The sequence below is a fragment of the Deltaproteobacteria bacterium genome, assembly GCA_019309545.1.
In the GTDB taxonomy this organism is placed as follows: Bacteria; Desulfobacterota; Desulfobaccia; order Desulfobaccales; family Desulfobaccaceae; genus Desulfobacca_B.
Map to the genome: position 1 here is coordinate 60,568 of JAFDGA010000006.1, position 18,667 is coordinate 79,234.

Annotated in this window: 18 protein-coding genes; 9 read left to right on the forward strand and 9 right to left on the reverse strand. The window is 54.9% G+C overall.

The window, feature by feature from the left end; translation table 11 throughout:
- Positions 1-2: 2 nt before the first annotated feature.
- The 5 genes from gspE to JRG72_03140 all read right to left on the reverse strand — a co-directional run bounded on the left by gspE (position 3) and on the right by JRG72_03140 (position 5,490).
- Positions 3-1,532 carry a type II secretion system ATPase GspE gene (gene gspE / locus JRG72_03120; GenBank protein MBW2134215.1) on the reverse strand — a complete coding sequence of 510 codons (1,530 nt, stop codon included), beginning with the start codon at positions 1,530-1,532 and terminating at the stop codon, positions 3-5.
- 109 nt (positions 1,533-1,641) lie between these two features.
- Positions 1,642-2,892, reverse strand: a complete 1,251-nt coding sequence (locus JRG72_03125; protein MBW2134216.1) for a transglycosylase SLT domain-containing protein — start codon at positions 2,890-2,892, stop codon at positions 1,642-1,644.
- Between the two features lie 265 nt (positions 2,893-3,157).
- Positions 3,158-3,589 carry a GIY-YIG nuclease family protein gene (locus JRG72_03130; protein MBW2134217.1) on the reverse strand — a complete coding sequence of 144 codons (432 nt, stop codon included), beginning with the start codon at positions 3,587-3,589 and terminating at the stop codon, positions 3,158-3,160.
- A gap of 9 nt (positions 3,590-3,598) precedes the next feature.
- Positions 3,599-4,687, reverse strand: coding sequence for a M42 family metallopeptidase (locus tag JRG72_03135; GenBank protein ID MBW2134218.1), 1,089 nt, complete (start codon positions 4,685-4,687; stop codon positions 3,599-3,601).
- A 14-nt stretch (positions 4,688-4,701) separates the two neighbouring features.
- The gene (locus JRG72_03140) at positions 4,702-5,490 is read right to left on the reverse strand and encodes an energy-coupling factor transporter transmembrane protein EcfT (protein MBW2134219.1); all 789 of its coding nucleotides are present in this window, start codon (positions 5,488-5,490) and stop codon (positions 4,702-4,704) included.
- 184 nt (positions 5,491-5,674) lie between these two features.
- Here JRG72_03140 and JRG72_03145 point away from each other — a divergent pair, with 184 nt between their 5' ends.
- Positions 5,675-6,049, forward strand: a complete 375-nt coding sequence (locus JRG72_03145; GenBank protein ID MBW2134220.1) for an EamA family transporter — start codon at positions 5,675-5,677, stop codon at positions 6,047-6,049.
- 112 nt (positions 6,050-6,161) lie between these two features.
- Here JRG72_03145 and larC read toward each other — a convergent pair whose 3' ends face one another.
- From larC to lon, 4 genes are all read right to left on the reverse strand, one after another.
- Positions 6,162-7,352 (reverse strand): nickel pincer cofactor biosynthesis protein LarC, encoded by a 1,191-nt coding sequence (gene larC, locus JRG72_03150; GenBank protein ID MBW2134221.1) that lies wholly within the window; start codon positions 7,350-7,352, stop codon positions 6,162-6,164.
- The gene (locus tag JRG72_03155) at positions 7,324-8,577 is read right to left on the reverse strand and encodes an HlyC/CorC family transporter (protein MBW2134222.1); all 1,254 of its coding nucleotides are present in this window, start codon (positions 8,575-8,577) and stop codon (positions 7,324-7,326) included. The genes larC and JRG72_03155 overlap by 29 nt, the downstream gene beginning before the upstream one ends.
- Complete coding sequence (locus tag JRG72_03160) at positions 8,574-9,788, reverse strand: HlyC/CorC family transporter (GenBank protein MBW2134223.1); 1,215 nt, start codon at positions 9,786-9,788, stop codon at positions 8,574-8,576. Before JRG72_03160 ends, JRG72_03155 begins: the two co-directional genes overlap by 4 nt.
- 65 nt (positions 9,789-9,853) lie before the next feature.
- Complete coding sequence (gene lon / locus JRG72_03165) at positions 9,854-12,301, reverse strand: endopeptidase La (GenBank protein ID MBW2134224.1); 2,448 nt, start codon at positions 12,299-12,301, stop codon at positions 9,854-9,856.
- 291 nt (positions 12,302-12,592) lie between these two features.
- Here lon and JRG72_03170 point away from each other — a divergent pair, with 291 nt between their 5' ends.
- The 8 genes from JRG72_03170 to JRG72_03205 all read left to right on the forward strand — a co-directional run bounded on the left by JRG72_03170 (position 12,593) and on the right by JRG72_03205 (position 18,641).
- Positions 12,593-13,591, forward strand: a complete 999-nt coding sequence (locus JRG72_03170; protein ID MBW2134225.1) for a hypothetical protein — start codon at positions 12,593-12,595, stop codon at positions 13,589-13,591.
- A 24-nt stretch (positions 13,592-13,615) separates the two neighbouring features.
- Positions 13,616-14,209 (forward strand): ATP-binding protein, encoded by a 594-nt coding sequence (locus JRG72_03175; GenBank protein ID MBW2134226.1) that lies wholly within the window; start codon positions 13,616-13,618, stop codon positions 14,207-14,209.
- A complete protein-coding gene (locus JRG72_03180; GenBank protein MBW2134227.1) occupies positions 14,178-14,711 on the forward strand; it encodes a C_GCAxxG_C_C family protein in 534 nt (177 codons plus the stop codon). Before JRG72_03175 ends, JRG72_03180 begins: the two co-directional genes overlap by 32 nt.
- A gap of 16 nt (positions 14,712-14,727) precedes the next feature.
- Positions 14,728-15,711, forward strand: a complete 984-nt coding sequence (trpS, locus tag JRG72_03185; protein ID MBW2134228.1) for a tryptophan--tRNA ligase — start codon at positions 14,728-14,730, stop codon at positions 15,709-15,711.
- A gap of 67 nt (positions 15,712-15,778) precedes the next feature.
- Positions 15,779-16,504 (forward strand): rRNA pseudouridine synthase, encoded by a 726-nt coding sequence (locus tag JRG72_03190; GenBank protein ID MBW2134229.1) that lies wholly within the window; start codon positions 15,779-15,781, stop codon positions 16,502-16,504.
- Positions 16,505-16,525: 21 nt separating this feature from the next.
- A complete protein-coding gene (locus JRG72_03195) occupies positions 16,526-17,470 on the forward strand; it encodes a site-2 protease family protein (GenBank protein ID MBW2134230.1) in 945 nt (314 codons plus the stop codon).
- Between the two features lie 2 nt (positions 17,471-17,472).
- Entirely contained in the window at positions 17,473-18,123 is a 651-nt protein-coding gene (locus JRG72_03200; protein ID MBW2134231.1) for an HAD family phosphatase, read from the forward strand.
- On the forward strand, positions 18,120-18,641 hold the full coding sequence (locus JRG72_03205) for an NUDIX hydrolase (protein MBW2134232.1): 522 nt from the start codon (positions 18,120-18,122) through the stop codon (positions 18,639-18,641). The genes JRG72_03200 and JRG72_03205 overlap by 4 nt, the downstream gene beginning before the upstream one ends.
- Positions 18,642-18,667: the final 26 nt, after the last annotated feature.

Below are 18,667 nucleotides of genomic sequence, written 5' to 3' on the forward strand. Positions count from 1 at the left end.
CCTTACTCCTGGGTGACCCTCAACACTTCCTGGCTGGTAGTGAGGCCCGCGGCCACTTTAGTCCAACCATCGCTGGACAGGGTTTGCATTCCTTGCTGTTTGGCCACTTGGTAGATGGTGGCGGCATCGGCCTGCCGCAGAATCAGCTGGCGGATGGTCTCATTTACCTCAAGCAGTTCATAAATACCGGTCCGGCCCTGGTAGCCGGTATGGGCACAGTTCAGGCAACCCTGCCCCATGAACAGGCTTTCTGGTCGATCCACGGAGTTTTCCATCAGAATCTGCTCCAAACCAGCATCAACCGGTAACGTCGTCTTACAATGGGGGCAAATCAGGCGAACCAGGCGTTGGGCCAGGATACCGATGACCGCCGAAGCCAACAGATAATCTTCGATGCCCATCTCCAACATGCGGGTGATAGCCCCGGCCGCGTCATTGGTGTGCAGAGTGCTGAACACCAGGTGGCCGGTGAGGGCCGCGTGAATGGCGATCTCAGCGGTCTCCTGGTCCCGGATTTCCCCCACCAGAATAATATCCGGGTCTTGACGTACCAGGTGCCGCAGGCCTCGGGCAAAGGTGAGGCCGATGGAGGGTTTGACCTGCACCTGGTTGATCCCAGGCAGGCGATATTCCACTGGATCTTCGATGGTGATGATCTTTTTCTCAGGAGAATTTATCCGTTCCAGGGCGGCGTATAAAGTAGTGGTTTTACCGCTGCCTGTGGGCCCGGTGACCAGAATCATGCCATGCGGTTTATGGATCATCCGGTCAAAGCGGTTGAATACCAAAAGCGGCAATCCCAGGCGGTTGAGGTCCAAAATGACCCGCTCCCGGTCCAGAATACGGATCACCATACTTTCCCCAAAGAAAGTGGGGATAGTGGAAACCCGGGCATCAATCTCCTGACCCTTGACTTTCAGACCGAAGCGGCCATCCTGGGGTAAGCGGCGTTCGGCAATGTCCATACGGGCCATAATCTTGAGCCGGGAAATAACCGCAGCCTGTAAACCCTTGGGAGGAGATTCAGCTTCATAGAGGATACCGTCCCGGCGGTAGCGCACCCGGAAAATGTTCTCAAAGGGCTCCAGATGGATATCGCTGGCCCCCATTTCGACGGCCCGTAATAAAATAATGTTCACCAACTGGATGATCGGGGCTTCCCGGGCCTTGTCCCGCAGGTGGCCGATCTCGGCGCTCTCTTCCTGACCCTCGTCTATCACCTCAGTCTCCATATCACCCAACAGGCGGGACATGGGACTGCCGGGTTGATAAATCGCTTCGATGGTCTCTAAGATCTCGGTCTCAGGAGCCAAGATCAGGGTTAACGGTGCGCCCAGGGCCACCTCCAGGGCCATAAGAGTCTCATGGTCGCTGGGGTCGGCCATGGCCAGTAGGATGCGATCACCCTCCCTTCGGATCGGTAAGCTACGGGCTTCTTTTAAAAAACGGACCGATAGGCCGGGAAATTGTTCTACCGGACCCCATTCTTTAAGACTGGTGGGCGGGGGTGTTAAACCGGTATCGCTATTCAACGGGACAGTCACTGCTGAAACCTCATTTAAGGGAAGATTGGGGAAAGATTGTCATCCTATGATTTAGAAGTGTTCCTAAACTGCATACGATGGTAAATATCGTCGGCTATCAGATTCCCCCGTGTTTCCAGGGCCATTGCCGCAGCTTTTCGTAATGCAGGTAAAGTCCGATTACCCTGGTGACGAATTCTCTGGTTTCCTTGATATCGGGCACCCGGTAGCCGGCGGTGACAACCCGCTGATAGCCAGCATTATAGGCGGCCAAAGCCAAAGGTAGGGATTGATGGAGGTAGTTTAGCAAAAGCCTGAGATACAGACACCCGGCTAGGACATTTTCCCGGGGACAGAAGGGGTCTTTAACACCTAAATAAGTAGCCGTAGCTGGCATGAGTTGCATAAGCCCCTGAGCTCCCTTGGGCGATATCGCCTCGGGTACGAAGTTTGATTCTACCTTTATGAGGGCCTGGATCAAAGGAATCGGGAGGTAATAGCGCTGCGAGGCCTCTCGAATTACAGGTTCCAACGCCGGAAGGGACTTTGGTTGGGGCAAGGTCAGCCCCCGGGGGCCAGGGTTTAGCATTGAGGGGAAAACATTGCTGACCCGCAGAATACCTTGCCGGTCCAGGACAGCCCGAATCTGTGGAGATGATCTGCCAATGGATTTCGGGAGTTGTTGCATTATCTCTGCCAGGGCTTGGGTCGGAGAAAGTTTGGCCCATTGGGTCATATCAGTGCCGGGAGGCTGGGTGGCAATGGTATGGCGGGAATAGTTGTTCTCAAGCGTTGGCACTGGTGCCCTGGCCACTGCAAGAGGCGGCGAATTGGAAATATGGAACACTCCCTGACTGTCCCGGCGGCAATGGATATGTCCTCGTGCAGCCGATAAAACTCTACTGGATTCGGTTAATAACGATCCTGCTAGCCGGGGGGGAACCGCCCCCGTGGTCGCGACCCCCATTTTTTGCCGGGCCTCCTCCAGTTGGGTTTGTTGACCGGATGAGGGGATGGTGTTCCCGCTCCGGTTGGTAATGCGAATGACGCCGCTCTTATCGATATGTTTAGTGATTTTAGCGGTGGTCGGGACCTTGGTATGGGGATATGGTTGCCCGGGCTCAGACTGAAATGAATCAACAAAAGCCGCGGACCTCATTATCGGCGGATTCGCCAGATGATATGTAGCTGTCGTCCCGGCCGGTTCCGATGCCGCAACATTGGTAATATGAACCGTGCCCTGGCTATCGGTATAGCGGTAAATTTGATTGCTAGCCGGGGTAACGCTAAATAACACCACTACCAGGGCAGCCGTCCAGCGTTGCTTCCAGCCGATCCGTCTGGCGGTTCTGCCTTGGGTTCCAGCCATCGACCCTGCCCCCCGATTAGGCCTTAAATTTTCAGTTATCCACCGTTATATTACTAAGAAACGGATTTAAACAAAATTTGGAAAAGTAACGTTGACCCCTTGGTCTACCCCACCCAAATTACATATTTTTAATATTAACACAATATCTACACTGAAACAAGATTAATGTAAAGTATTTAATTAATTAAGAGAGTGTGTACCAGGGCTGTTATCTGCGGGATATCAGAGGAAGATCATCAAGGCCGGACTTTTCCTGGTCACTGTCTCACATTCCTAAGCTAACTCGTTTACCTACATAAAGATAAAGACCCAATTTTGGCAAATATCTTTCCAAGGAACGTAAATTCCCCTGATAAACCAAAAAGTGGGCCGGGCAGCGGCAGTCGCTGGCCCCCAGTCCGGGCTTAAGCACCCAAACCTCTGGTCGGGCCAACATAGTCCTGGCGAGATCACATTCCGGCAGTGAATCGGAGAGCCAGACTTCAAGTATCTGGAACTCTGGTCGAGAAAGCAGATAGTCCAAGTGCCAGTGGCGCTTTTTGACCTGACGGTAATGGCGGGCGATCCGGGCCGTTAACCCCCGTTTGGCTGACCCGACATACAGGTAGTAGCCCGCTGCCAGCGACACCGTGCCTCGTGCCCCGATCTGGACCAGGGTCGGCTGCCTAGCCTCAATGATCAGGAGATAAGTTGGCATTGGCGGATCCTAAGGCCCTGCCTTCCGGGCAGAGGTCTTAAATCTTAAGCCTTGGGCGATTTCCGGGGTCAGTTCCTGAATCAAAGCCACCAGCAAGGCCACCAGGGCTTCGAAATCGCCCCGGTAGATAATCCCGGCCGGACTGTGGGCGTAACGCACCGGCACTCCTAGGATCAGGGTTGGAATGCCGCCGTGGGCCAGGTGAAGGACGCGGGCATCTGTGGCACCGCCGCGGCGGACCGCCAATTGATAAGGGATTTGATGTTGTTCGGCTACAGCCACGATCCATTCTGCAAAACAACGGGGAACGATAATGCTGGGATCAAACAGCCTGATCTGACAGCCATGGCCCAGGGCCCCTTGCGGGGAATCGGCCGTCAGTCCCGGGTAGTCATCCGCCGGGGTGCCTTCCAGGACAATCGCCAGGTCCGGGCGGATAAGCTCGACCGCGGCGGCGGCCCCGCGGCTACCCACTTCTTCCTGCACCGTGGCCACGGCTAGTACCGTGTTGGGATGAGGCGATTCTTTAAGCTGGAGGAGGGCGGCGACCATAGCGGCCACCCCGACCCGATCATCCCAGGCCTTATTCAGGAAATAGGCCTGATTGAGAACGGCAAAACCGCTTTTCGGAACAATCAGATGCCCCAGGTTTATCCCCAGGCCCCGGACATCTTGGGCCGAACCGGCCCCGATATCCAGATAGAGGTCCTCAATCTTAACTTCTTTTTGGTCGTTTCGGACAAAATGAGGTGGGATGGTGGCCACCACCCCTTCCACCAATCCCTTTGAACCCTGAATCATCAGCCGTTGTCCGGGGACCAGACTAGGTACCCAACTACCCAAGGCCTGGAGGCACAGATAGCCCTGGGGAGTGATATTTTGCACCATGAACCCGACTTCGTCCATATGGGCCGCCAGCATGAGACGGGGGCGTTCTTGCCGGCCGGGTTTTTCGGCCATTACCGATCCCAGACCGTCCCGGGAGAGTTGACAACAGGGGGCCAGATATTCCATCACTAACTGCGCTACCGGCTCCTCGCCACCCGGCGGGCCAAAGGCATCTGATAAGCGGTGTAACAGTTTTACTGCGTCAACCATTTAAACCTCCTGGATTAAAGTTTAAGGCCGGGAATGCGGTCCATTCCAGCCAGGTGCAAACCGATAAATCCCCCTAAAATTAGCAGCCCCAGAGTCAGGGCTAGAAAATCTCTCCTAGTAAACTGGATATCAAGCCAATAGGTGCGCCGGGGCTGGCAATTAAAGCCTTTGGCCTCCAAGGCCCAGGCCATGGTCTGGCTGCGGCGCAGGGTCAACAGGAATATCGGCACCAGCAAGGGGATATGACGTTTCAGACGTAACCACCAACCGCCGCTTTGCAGAGCCAGACCTCGGGCCTGCTGGGCTTCCTTGACCCGGAGCGCAGTGTCAAACACCTCCGGCACCCAGCGCAGGGCCATGGCAAAGGCAAAGCACGCCGGGTAGGGTAATCGCAGCCGCACCAGGGCTAGAAAAATCTCTTCCACCCGGGTGGTGGATAATAAGACCAGGCCAGCCACCAGCATACTGACTAACTTCAGGGCGGTAGCAACTCCAAAAGCCAGGGATTCCACCGTTACCCCAAATGCCAACGGCGTTGGGCCTCCGGCCACCAAGGACCAGATGAGGATGGTTAAGATCGATAAAGTGAGCAATAATCCTTTGATGCGGGCCAGATTCTGCCAGGCCCGAGCCAGCCCGGCCTGGAGAAAGATGACCAGGGCCGCGGCCGCCACCACCAACGGCTGCTGGGGCAGGAGCACCACGATAAAGCTGATCCCCAACAGGGCCAGCTTGGTGCGGGGATCCAGGCGGTCCCAAACGGTTTCTTGTCCCAAATAGAGAAACAGGCCCATGATCGTCAACTCTATGGTTTGCCTGTCCTGATATGACTCAGCCCGAAACCAAAAGTAATGTTCATTACCTCTCAGAACCAGAAAAAATTCTTGAAAAAACCCCAAGATTTATAGATACTAGCCAATTAATTTTTTAACCTCGGCATCTTAGCTGCCGGGATCTTTGGATTTTCTTCTCAAAAGGATTGTCGCGATGATCCGTCTTTATGTGTTGCTCCTGATTCTGGTTGATGTAATATTCAATGTCTCCGGCCAGTTACTGCTTAAGCACGGCATGACCCGCATCGGTAATTTCGATCTGTCGCTCGCTAACCTCTACCCCGTTTTTTTTAAGGCCGCCACCAGTCGCTATGTCATTATGGGACTGTTCTGTTATGGGATAGGCTTTATGATCTGGCTTATTGTCCTGGCCAAGGCCGAGGTCAGTTATGCTTATCCTCTGATCAGCCTGGGCTATGTATTTACCGCCCTCCTGGCCTGGAGCCTGTTTGGCGAAGCGGTTACGCTGGCCCGGATGGCGGGTATTGTCATAACCTGCGTCGGGGTTTTTCTAATCGCCACCAGTTAAAAATAATCTCCTCATTTGCCTGACTTTGGCAAGACCAATCTTTTCTACCTCTTGGCGTCCGAGCGTGAAATTAAACTATCCCCACCCGCCAGGAAACCCTAAGGGTGTCAGATCAAATACTCGATGGAATGAGCCGATAGACCTCGAGCAGCGGCAGATGATGTTTCTGGGCCATTTGGCGGCAGGCCTCGTATTCGGGCAAAAGACGACGTTGCCCCCTGATTTCGGTCACCTTTACCGGCAGGGGACCGTAAGGGGTGTCAATAGTATCGCTCCAGCGTTGGGCGACCACCCGTTCCACCTCCATGAGCCGCACTCCCAGGGTGGTGGATTCCAGAAACAGGGTCTCGATGATCTCCCCTCGGCGGGCCAGCGGCGCGATTACCGTCAGCCGGATGCCCGGCCGGTTTTTTTTCATCTGGAGCGGCGCGTAGGCCACATCGAGCGCGCCGGCGGCAAACAGGGCGGCCATCAGATGTTCATATAATTCCGGCGGCAGATCATCAATATGGGTCTCCATCACCAGCACCCGCTCGGTGTGTCCCAGGGCCGGGGTTACAGTCGGCCGCCCCACCAGTAAACGCAACAGATTGGGCTGCGAGGGCAAATCCAGAGTGCCGGCTCCGTAGCCTACTTGTTCGACGGTCAGGGCTGGACAGGGGCCAAACCGGGCCGAAGCTCCCTTTAAAATGGCAGCTCCGGTGGGAGTGACCAGTTCGGCATTAATTTCCGTGCCATAGACCGGCACGCCGTTTAGCAACAGCAGGGTGGCGGGGGCGGGATTGGGCAGCAGCCCATGGGCGCAGCGGATCAGCCCCTGGCCCAGAGGCAGGGCCGAGGCATATATCTGGTTTAAATCCAAAGCCCAGAAGCCATAGGCCACTCCCACGACATCCAGAATCGAGTCCACCGCCCCCACTTCATGAAAGTGCACCTGCTCCACGGCTTGCTGATGCACCCGGGCCTCGGCTTCAGCCAGACAACGAAAGATCGCCTGGCTTAATTCCTGGACCGGTGGCGGCAAGGGTGCGGCGGTAATCAGGCTGACAATGTCTGGATAGGTCCGGTGGGGTTGCGGAGAGGTCAACCGGATATCAACTTTGGTGCCGGTCAGGTGATGTTTGGTCACCCGGTTAGCAGCAATGGTATAACCGGTAAGTCCCAGCCCCGCTAAGATCTCGGACAATTCCTCAAAATCAAGACCGACCTCGATCAAGGCCCCCAGGGTCATGTCCCCGCTCACCCCGGAAAAGCAGTCAAAGTAGGCCAGTCGCTCAGGAGGCCGGGGTGGGGGGCTTGACATGGATTTCGACCTCCTTGATGGCTCGCACCGTGGCGCTGCGGATAATAAAGGTCAGGTTTTGAAATTGTAGGCGATCGCCGGCACGGGGAATATCGCCCAGTTGGTTGATTAGAAAACCGCCTAAAGTATCATAATTGCCGTGAGGTAAGCCAAGCCCCAGGGCCTCATTCAGTGCCTCAATCTCCATCCGGGCGTTGACCAGATAGACGCCCTCCCAGAGCTTTTGGAAGGGCGGCATTTCCTGGTCAAACTCATCTGCTATTTCACCGACGATCTCTTCCAACAGGTCCTCGATGGTGACGACGCCCACCGCGCCGCCGTATTCATCTACCACTATTGCCAGATGCTGGCCCATGCGCTGCATTTCGCCCAGTAACTGGTCAACCCGTTTGATTTCCGGGACATACTCTACCCCCCGAATCAGGGGTTTGATGGCCCGGGAGGAAGGCTGTTCGCCCAGTAAATCAAAGCTATGCAATACCCCGATAATATTATCAATGCGTTGACGATAGACCGGCAGTCGAGAAAAATGGGTGCGCTGGAACTCGGCCAGGGCCTGGGAAACCAGGAAGGTTTCGGGAATTGCCGCAACTTCAATCAAGGGGACCATGACCTCCTTGACGGTAATTTGACTGAAGTGCAGAATGCGGTGAATAATGGCCCGTTCCTCGCCTTTCAAGTCCACTTCGGGGCGGCTGACTTTAACCACCATTTGCAGTTCTTCCCGCGTAACAAAGGGAACCGGACTGGTTTGGGGAGCGCCGGTCAGGACCAGGACAAACCGGCTAAGAGCCGCAAAGATCATGGTAATTGGATAGATCAGCCAGGAGACCACCAGGAGAATCGGGCTCAGACGTCGAGCCAGGCGATTAGGGCGCTGGCGGGCAATGGATTTGGGGGTGATCTCGGCCAGCAGCAGAATCAGGGGAGGCAGGGCCAGCATGGCAATTATTTCCCCCCGCCAACCCAGGTATTCGATCAACAGCGCCGTCACCAGCACTGTATTGCCAATTTCGGCCAGATTCGCTCCCACCAGGGTGGTGGCAAAGAGCCGGTCGGGTTTGTTCAGTAACTTAAGGGCCAGGGCGGCCCCGGGCTGGCCTTTATCAGCCAGGTGCTGTAACCGACGCCGGTTGGCCGCCACCAGGGCAATCTCCGAACCGGAGAAAAAGGCCTCCAGCAGCAACAGCGGCACAAATATCACCAATACGGCCCAAACAATCATGGTTTTACCACAGATACCAGGATTTCAATAATCCTGGTGCCTTTCATGCGTAGGACTTCAAATTCCAGGCCATTGTAAGAGATGACGTCCCCTTCCCGGGGTAATTCCCCGAACAGGTTGAACACAAATCCTCCCATGGTATCAGATGGTTCAAGCGGCAGGTCTAAACCGGTGGTGTTATTGAATTCGGCCACCGGCAACCGACTCCTGACCAGATAGACCCCAGGTGCTAACTGATCCAAAAGCTTACCAGAACGCTGGAACTCGTCTTCGATTTCGCCGAACAACTCTTCCAGTAAATCTTCAACGGAAACCAACCCGGCCAGGCTGCCATATTCATCGACCACCAGACAGAGGCGCAGTTTTTGAACCTGGAGTTCGCTCAACAGATCAAAGGCCCGCTTGTTTTCCGGGACATAATAAGGCGGCCGTAACAATTTTTTGATACAGGCCCGGTCGCATTGTTTGCCAGGGGAGAGGGCCAGCAGGTCCTTGGCATGCAGAATGCCCAGGATGTCCTCGCGATTTTGCCCATATATCGGGACCCGGGAAAACCTGGAGCGTTTAATGGCCTGAATCAGGTCGGCGGAGGGCAGATTAATTGGCAAGGAGAAGATATCGGTGCGGGGAACCATGATTTTTCCCACCGTGATATCGCCGAAGGCCATTAGATTCAGGATAAACTCCCGCTCCAGGGGGGCGATCAATCCAGCTTCGTGACTCTCTTCCACCATACGCAGGAAATCTTCTTCTTTGACCAGGGTGACCTGGGTTTCCGGGCGGCATCCCAGGATGGTCATGAGGCTGCGGCTCAGCCGAAGGAGCACTACTCTAAAGGGGGTTAAAAGCGGCAAAACCACGGTTAGGGGTAAGGCGACCAACCGGGCCAAACGCTCCGGGTAGGTGAGGGCAATGGATTTGGGGATGATTTCCCCAAACAACAGCATGGCCGGAACTATTACCAGTAAAGCCAGCCATTTGCCCTGGGGGCCCCAGAGATCCAGAGCCAGGGAGGTAGCTAGCACCGAGGCCAGAATGTTTACGGTTTCATTGCCAATGATGATGGAAGTCAGCAACCGTTGCGGCCGAGACAACAGAGTCTCGATCAACCGGCCGCTGGGTTTGCTTTTTTCCTTGAGTTTAAGGCGAATCAGAGGGCTTAAGGAGAACAGCGAAGTTTCAGCGGTGGCAAAGAAACCATAAAAACCCAATAATATTCCTAGAGCAACCCATTTAAACCAGTGACCCGGTTCCAAGGGAACTCCCTACTTTCCGGTTATGAAGGCACCGCTCCAGGACGGCGAGGCTTTGGACGGGTGGAAGGAGCCGGACGCTTGTAATCCTTGCTGAAGGGAGAGCAAGCCAGTGCCTCCTGAAGCACTTGGTCCATGTTATCGACCAGAACGAATTTAATGCGACGTTTAATGTTTTTGGGGATTTCCACCAGATCTTTTTTATTGGCCGCCGGGATAATTATTTTCTTGATCTGGGCCCGCAGCGCCGCCAGGGCCTTTTCTTTAAGGCCGCCGACGGGGAGGACCTTGCCTCGCAAGGTAATCTCGCCGGTCATGGCCACATCCTTTCTGACCGGAATTCGGGTCAGGGCCGAGATCAGCGCCGTCGCCATGGTGACCCCGGCGGAAGGACCATCTTTGGGGATGGCACCGGCCGGGACGTGCAAATGGATATCCAGCTTTTCGTAGAAATCTTCCTCCAGATTGAAAACCTCAGAACGGGCCCGGGCGTAACTTAGCGCCGCCTGGGCCGATTCCTTCATTACCTCCCCCAAGTGGCCGGTCAGTGTCAATTGCCCTTTGCCCTTCATCAGACTGGCTTCAATAAAGAGGGTCTCACCCCCGAATTCAGTCCAGGCCAAGCCGATAGCTACCCCCACCTCATCTTTATCCTGCTCCGCCTCGGGCAGATACTGGGCCGGCCCTAAATACCGGTGGATATTAGCCTTGGTAATGGTAAAGGGTCCCTGCTCACCTTCGGCAATACGTCGGGCCATTTTGCGGCACAGGCTGCCAATCTCCCGTTCCAGGTTGCGCAGACCGGCTTCCCGGGTATAACGGTTGATCAATTCCGCCAGCACCGCCGGAGAAATCTCCAAGTCCCAGGGGTTTAGGCCATTTTCCTTTAACTGGCGAGGTAACAGATATTTCTTGGCAATTTCCAGTTTTTCCTCTTCGGTATAGCCGGAAAGCCGCAGAATTTCCATCCGGTCTAACAGGGCAGAAGGAATGGGATCGACCTGATTGGCGGTGGTGATGAACATCACCTTGGACAGATCAAAGGGCAGATTAAGATAGTGATCGCTAAAGGTCCGGTTCTGTTCCGGATCCAATACTTCCAGCAGCGCCGCCGCCGGATCGCCCCGGAAATCCTGGCCGATTTTATCAATTTCATCCATCATGAACACCGGGTTATTTGAGCCGGCATTTTTCAACCCCTGGATAATCCGCCCGGGCAGAGCGCCGATATAGGTCCGCCGGTGTCCCCGGATCTCGGCTTCGTCTCGGATGCCGCCCAGTGAAATACGAGTAAACTTCCGACCCAGGGCCCGGGCAATAGACTGCCCCAAGGAGGTCTTGCCAACCCCCGGAGGACCGACAAAACAGAGGATCGGCCCCTTCATCTTCTTATTGAGTTTGCGCACACTGAGATATTCCAGAATGCGATCCTTAATTTTGTCCAGATCATAGTGGTCGGCATCCAGGATGGCCTTGGCCTCTTTCAGATCCAGCTTATCGCGGGTGCTTTTGTTCCAAGGCAATTCCACCAGCCAATCCAGATAAGTGCGGACCATGGAGGTTTCGGCGGCGTCGGGATGCATCTGCTCCAGGCGGGAAAGCTGCTTTAAAGCCTCCTCTTCAGATTCGCGGGGCATCCGGGCCCGGATGATCTTTTGGCGATATTCCTCCAGTTCCTCGGCTCGTTCATCGATTTCGCCCAGCTCTTTTTTGATTGCCCGGAGTTGTTCTCGAAGAAAATATTCCCGTTGGGTGCGGTCAATCTCCTCTTTTGCCTCCGACTGGATTTTGGCCTGCATGGTGGAGACTTCCAGTTCCCGCCGCAAGTAATCGTTAACCTTGATCAACCGGCGAATGGCATCGCCTTCCTCCAGGATGGCCTGGGATTCCGCGATCTTCAAATGGAGGTTGGAGGCTACCAGATCCGCCAGGCGGCCGGGATCCTCGATGGAATCCAGAACAGAGATCAGCTCGGGAGACAGGATCTCTTTGAGGGAGAGTATTTTCTCGCTCATTTCTCTAGCATTACGCATCAGCGCTTCGGCCTCGATGGAAATTTCGGTTACCGGGGTTTCGGTGAGCAGACCGACGGCTACTTCATAATAGGGTTCTTCCTTCAAAAAGGAACGGATACGCGCCTTGTTCAGACCTTGGACCAGTATCTTGAGGCGGCCGTCAGGAAGTTTCAATACCCGCATGATCAGGCTGACCGTACCTACCTGATAAATCTCCTCTGAGCTCGGCTGGTCAACCGCAGGATCCCGTTGGGTGGCTAAAAAGATAAAGCGCTCTTTGGCCAAGGCGGCCTCGATGGCCAGAACCGAGTTTTCCCGCCCCACAAAGAGAGGCAGAATCATTTGGGGAAAGACTACCACATCCCGGACTGCCAGCAAGGGCATCTCTTCCGGAATGGCAATCTTGGATGATTCATCGTCTTCCGCATAACTCCAGATCTTTTTCTGTTCAGGCATTTTTTCTCCTGGGCAGACAGCCCTTATGTTAGCATGGTTACCAGGGGTAGCACAAAAACCGCCCTGACGTCAAGATTGAACTTTGGCGATGGCGACGTGGGGAACGACCTTACATCCGGCAAAACGGCGAGAACACCGCGTTTTGACTTGTCAAAAGCGCCATACTACCCTTGGTATTGGATTCTTAATTAGATTATAATAATTTTCTGCAACCAGGGCAATTGGGAGACATGGCCGGCTGCCAGGAAACTGCCTTGAAAAAAGACCAATTTTTGGACTATAATGAGTTAAATGGACCTTATCACCGCACTTTTGGATCCTCAGGCCTATCTCGAGCCGACCCAGCGGGTAGACCTGATTCAAACCCATATTTCACTGGTCTTTCTGACCGATCACCATGCCTACAAGGTAAAAAAAGCGGTGGATTTGGGTTTCCTCAATTTTACCACCCTGAGGCGACGCCATTATTTTCTTAATCAGGAATTGATTCTGAATCGCCGCCTGGCTCCGGAGATCTATCTGGAGGTCCTGCCGATAGTGGCCCGAGGTTCAGGAGTGCAAATCGGGGGCGAAGGCACACCTTTGGAATATGCCCTGAAAATGCGGCGTATGCCCCAGGAGCAGATGATGGATGAGGTCGCCGCGCGCCACGAATTGACTTTCCAGACCATGGACCGCATTATTAACAAACTGGTACCATTTTACCAGCGAGCCGAAACCGGGCCGCGCATCAATAAATTCGGCGAATTAACGCTGATTGCCTATAATCATGAAGAAAATTTCGCCCGCACCGAAAAATATATCAGTTCGGTTCTGTCGCGGGAGGCCTTCAGCGACATCGTCGCTTATGCCTGGGGTTTCATGACCAGCCAGGAAGCGATCTTTGCAGAGCGGATCCGGCAAGGTCGGATCCGCGATTGTCACGGCGACCTGCACATGAGAAATATCTGTCTGGCCAATGATATTTACATCTTTGATTGCATCGAATTTAACCCGCGTTTTCGCTACGGCGATATAGTTGCCGATATTAGTTTTCTAGCTATGGATCTGGATTTCCATAGTTTTCGGGACCTGAGCGCTTATTTTATCCAGAATTTTGCCAACGCTGCAGATGATCCAGATATCCTGGGGTTGGTGAATTTTTATAAATGCTACCGGGCTTATATTAGAGGCAAGATCAATGCCTTTGCCGCCGAACAGCAGGAGCAGGAGCCCGTGGCCCGCCAGGCGGCTCAAGAGCTGGCCCGAACTTATTTTAACCTGGCCTGGAAATATGCCCGGAAAGGGTAGGGGGTAAAAGCTCTGTTTATAATAGTGATTTTTGGGCTGATTGCAACCGGTAAGACCACTCTGGCTCAGACCCTGGGCCGCGAGCAAGGGTGGCCGGTGATTCATAGCGACGCGGTCCGCAAGACCCTGGCCGGGCTGGCGCCATCCACGCGAGTTGCCGAAGATTTTGGCAAGGGAATCTATTCTGCTGAGTTTTCCCGGCGTACCTATGAAGAAATGTTACGCCAGGCCCGCCAATACCTGGAAGCCGGGGCGCCGGTCATCCTGGACGGTTCTTTCAAGCGATCCCAAGATCGCCGGGCCGTCCGGAAGCTGGCTCAGGACCTGGGTGTCCATTTAGCATTTATCTACTGTACCTGTAATCCTACCGAAGTGCAGCATCGCCTGGCCCAGCGCCGGGAAAATCTCCAGGCCATTTCCAATGGCCGGCCCGAAATTTTAGCAGCACAACAACAGGATTTTGATATACTTGATGATCTGAAAGGCTGGCCGTTGCTGGAGCTGGATACCGGGCGGCCACCGGAGACAGTATTAAGAGAGGTAGAAGAGTTTCTGGAATCCCTTACCCATGCGAAAGGAGGCTGCGATGGAACGGGAGGAAATTATTGCCCGAGTTAAAAAACGGGCCCGGGATAATTTCAAGACCGGGTTGAATTGCGCTGAATGTGTATTTGAGGCGGTATTGACCGAACTCTTTCCGGAGTTACCCCCCGAAACCCTCTCGATCGTCACTGGCTTCGGCGGTGGTTGCGGCTTATATGGCGATACCTGCGGGGCCTTATTGGGGGCCATGGCGGCCGTGGGTCTGGCCTATGGCCGTAAGGGTAAACCTGAAGGCGATCTGGCCCAGGCCAAGGCCGAACTATATGGCAAGCCGGGCCTGTACCGCGTTTTTAACCGTTTGCCCAATGAATTAAAGAGGCGGTATGGCTCCACCCTGTGCCGGGAGCTGACTCAGAAATGGCATAAAGAATGGCTCTGCCGGGAGCACGCCCTGCAGGTCAGGGAAATTATCGGCGAGATGGCAGAACTGGCGGCCGAAATGATTGTCCCCATCGACCTGGAGCGCTGGGGTTCCCAAATCTTAGGGGAAAACGTCGAAGGTATAAAGGAACAATAAATAATTGGTTTAATCTATGGCAAAGAAACGCATTCTAAGCGGTATGCGGCCTACCGGCAAGCTCCATCTGGGCAATCTGCACGGGGCCTTGGACAACTGGGTCAAGCTCCAGGACGAATATGAGTGTTATTATTTTGTGGCCGATTGGCATGCCCTGACCACGGATTATGAGCAGACCGAAGGCATCCGGGAAAATGTCTGGGAGATGATCATCGATTGGCTGAGTGTGGGTCTGGACCCCCAAAAATCGACGCTGTTCGTGCAATCGGCCATCAAAGAACATGCCGAACTCTTTGTGCTGTTCAGCATGATTACACCCATCGCCTGGCTGGAGCGCAATCCCACTTATAAAGAGCAATTGCAGGAAATGTCTCAAAAGGACCTGCACATGTTCGGCTTTTTGGGGTACCCGGTCCTACAGGCCGCTGATATTCTGATGTATAAAGCCCACGGCGTGCCCGTAGGGGTGGATCAGCTGCCGCATGTGGAGTTGACCCGCCAGATCGCCCGGCGCTTCAATCATTTGTACGGCCAGGTCTTCCCGGAGCCGGAGACCATACTCACCGAGGTCCCCAAGCTTTTGGGCATTGATGGCCGCAAAATGAGTAAAAGTTATCATAACTGTATCTACTTGAGCGATCCGCCGGAGGTGATCCGCCGCAAGGTCAGTATGATGGTCACAGATACCCTGCGGCCCCGCAAAAAAGACCCGGGCGAGCCGGACCGTTGTCTGGCCTTTCCCTACCACCGGCTGTATCTGTCCCCGGAAATCTTGAGTCGAATCGTGGCGGGGTGCCGGGCCGCTACCCTGGGCTGCGTGGATTGCAAAAAAATGCTGGCAGAGGCCCTGGTCGAGCGCCTGGCTCCCATCCAGGAGAGGCGGCACTATTATCTGGAATGGCCCGACGAGGTGCGTGCGGTTATCGACGACGGCAATGCCCGGGCCCGGGCGCAAGCCCAGCAAACCATGAGCGAGGTCCGGGAGGCCGTGAGGATTTAGTTTTGAGTTTCGAGTTATTAGAAAAAAACTAAAAACATTGCCGACTCGAAACTTGAAACTCGAAACTATGAAGGAACGCCTGCAGAAATTTCTCTCTCGGTCCGGGTTGGTGTCCCGGCGGCAGGGAGAAAAATTGATTCAGGCCGGACGAGTCATGGTTAATGGTCAGGTAGTGACCACTTTGGGTCTCAGGATCGACCCCGAGACCGACCAGGTCCGGGTGGATGGCCAGCCCGTGACCCATCCAGGGCAACGGCTCACAGTGATGCTTAACAAACCCGAAGGCTATGTCACTACCTTAAGCGATCCCCAGGGCCGTCGCCAGGTGACCGACCTGCTCGTTGGGCTGAATGAGCGACTCTATCCCGTCGGTCGGCTGGATTACGATGCCGCCGGTCTGCTGCTGCTCACCAATGACGGGGAGTTGGCGCATCGCCTGATGCACCCCCGGTTCAAGGTGGCCAAGACCTATCGGCTGACGGTAGCCAGGGCCATGTCGCAAGCCGCGGTGCAACAATTGGAATCCGGGGTTGAATTAGGGGGGCGAACCACTGCCCCGGCCTTGGTCCGGCTGCTTAAACTGCTCCCTGATCGCACAGTGTTGGAACTGACCGTCCGTGAGGGTCGTTACCACCAGGTGAAGCGCATGTGCGCCCGGGTGGGCCACCCGGTCCTGAAGCTGAAGCGGATCGCTTATGGCCCCCTGAAGTTGGGACGTCTGCCCGTCGGAGCCTACCGGGAGCTTAAGGCTGGTGAAGTGGCCCAACTCTGGAAAGTCAGCGGGCCTCCTTAACAGGTTAAAATCAATAATAAGATGAATGACAAACCATCCTTCCCCTATCCAGGCGGGCCAGATCGCTGGCCCCCAGAGTTGGGCTCGCCCTCCGGCCGGCAGTCAGAGGCCCCATCACCTCGGATCCCCCGGATTCACATCGTATTATTTCTGGCCACGGTGCTAACCACGCTGGTGGCCGGGGCCATGCAACAGGGGATCAACCCTCTGGAAACCCCCTGGCTGCTTTATAAGGGGATCCCCTTTTCCTTTACCCTGCTACTGATTCTGTTTACCCATGAGATGGGCCATTATCTGGCCTCCCGTTGGCACCATCTGGATGTCACCTTACCCTATTTTATTCCCGCCCCGCCCATTCCTTTCATCATTGGCACTCTGGGCGCCTATATCCGGATCCGTTCTCCGATTCAGGACAGACGCGCCTTGCTGGATGTGGGCGCCTCCGGGCCGCTGGTGGGGCTGCTGGTAGCGATTCCTATTCTGGCTCTGGGTCTCAAATTTTCCGAAGTGGCCCGGATCACTCCGGGGGGCGAAGCACCGGGGGGGTTTGTTTTAGGCGAATGTCTCTTGTTTAAACTGATCAGTTGGCTGACACTGGGGCCGCTACCCCAAGACCACCATATCTTTCTTCATCCCATGGCCTTTGCTGGGTGGCTGGGTCTGTTTGTTACCAATCTCAACCTAATTCCCATCGGGCAATTGGATGGCGGCCATGTGTCCTATGCCTTATTCGGCAACCACTCTCGTTGGATCGCCAAGATCTTTTTCGGCTTTCTGCTGCTCTGCGGTCTGTTCGGCTGGGCGGGCTGGCTGGTATGGGCGGTTTTACTCTATTTTATGGGCTTTTTCCATCCGCAGCCGTTGCATGACTGGGTGCCCCTGGATCAGCAGCGGTGGTGGATCGGCGTCGTAACCATTGCCGTCTTCATTCTGACCTTTACGGCGGTGCCCATGAAAGGATTCTGACCATGGTTGCCTCGAGCCGTTTCCGGCTGGCCATTTTTGATCTGGATGGCACCTTGACGAAGGCCCGGAGCCTATGGCAATATATCCACCACACTCTGGGGCTGGGGGAACCGGGAGGGCTGGACTTTCTGGCCCGGTTCGAGGCGGGGGAAATCGATTATTTCACCTTTTGCCACCTGGATGCGGCCCTCTGGAAAGGAAGATCGGGGGATGAATTGCGTCGGGTGGCCCTGGGGGTGCCTTTCTATTTAGGGGTGGAACAACTGCTGCAGTATTTGCAAGGTCAAGGTCTGCGGTTAGCCCTGATCTCTTCGGGTCTAACCTTACTCAGTGATTATGTCCGGGACCGGTTTGGCTTTGATTTTGCTGTGGCCAATGAATTAGAGCTGGAAGAGGGGCGGGTAACCGGCCGGGTGCGGACCCTGGTGCAGCCCGGCCAGAAAGACTTTTGGATCCGGCAATTACTGGCTCAATGGGAGGTGGCCCCGGGTGAGGTCATGGCCTTCGGCGATAGTCTTACCGACCGTGAACTGTTTGGATTGTCAGGCTTCGCAGTGGCGATTAATTCAGCTGTACCGGAGCTGGAATCCCAGGTTGATCTTGATTTCCGGGGTGATGACCTGAGCCTTGTGATAGAACATTTACCGTTATGACTTATCGAGAAGAGTTATATAAGTTCTGTCCTCAGTGCGGCGGCCGACTGGTCAAGAAGCTGCTTAAAACCCTGGAGCCGCCGCGCCTGGTGTGCTCTGACTGTGGGTTTGTCTTCTACCTGGACCCCAAACTGGCAGCCATTGCCATCATCCCGCTGGACGATGGGGTGGTGCTGCTGCGCCGGGCCATTGAACCCGGCTACGGTTTATGGGTGGTGCCGGGAGGGTTCGTAGATCTGGGGGAGCGGGTCGAAGACACCGCGGTGCGCGAGGTCCAGGAAGAAGTGCTCCTGAAGGTGCGGATCACCCGCCTCCTCAATGTTTACTCCTATATCGGGCGGACCACCGTGGTGGTGGCCTATATCACCGAAGTATTGGGGGGAACTCTAGGCCCCGGCGACGAAACCCTGGATGTAGGAATCTTTCGTCCCCAGGAAATTCCCTGGGATCTGCTGGCCTTTCCAAGTAGTCGGGATGCCTTGGCCGATTACTTAAATATGAAAGGTTTGACTAGATAGGTTGGCCCGGCCTGAGCCAGATAGGA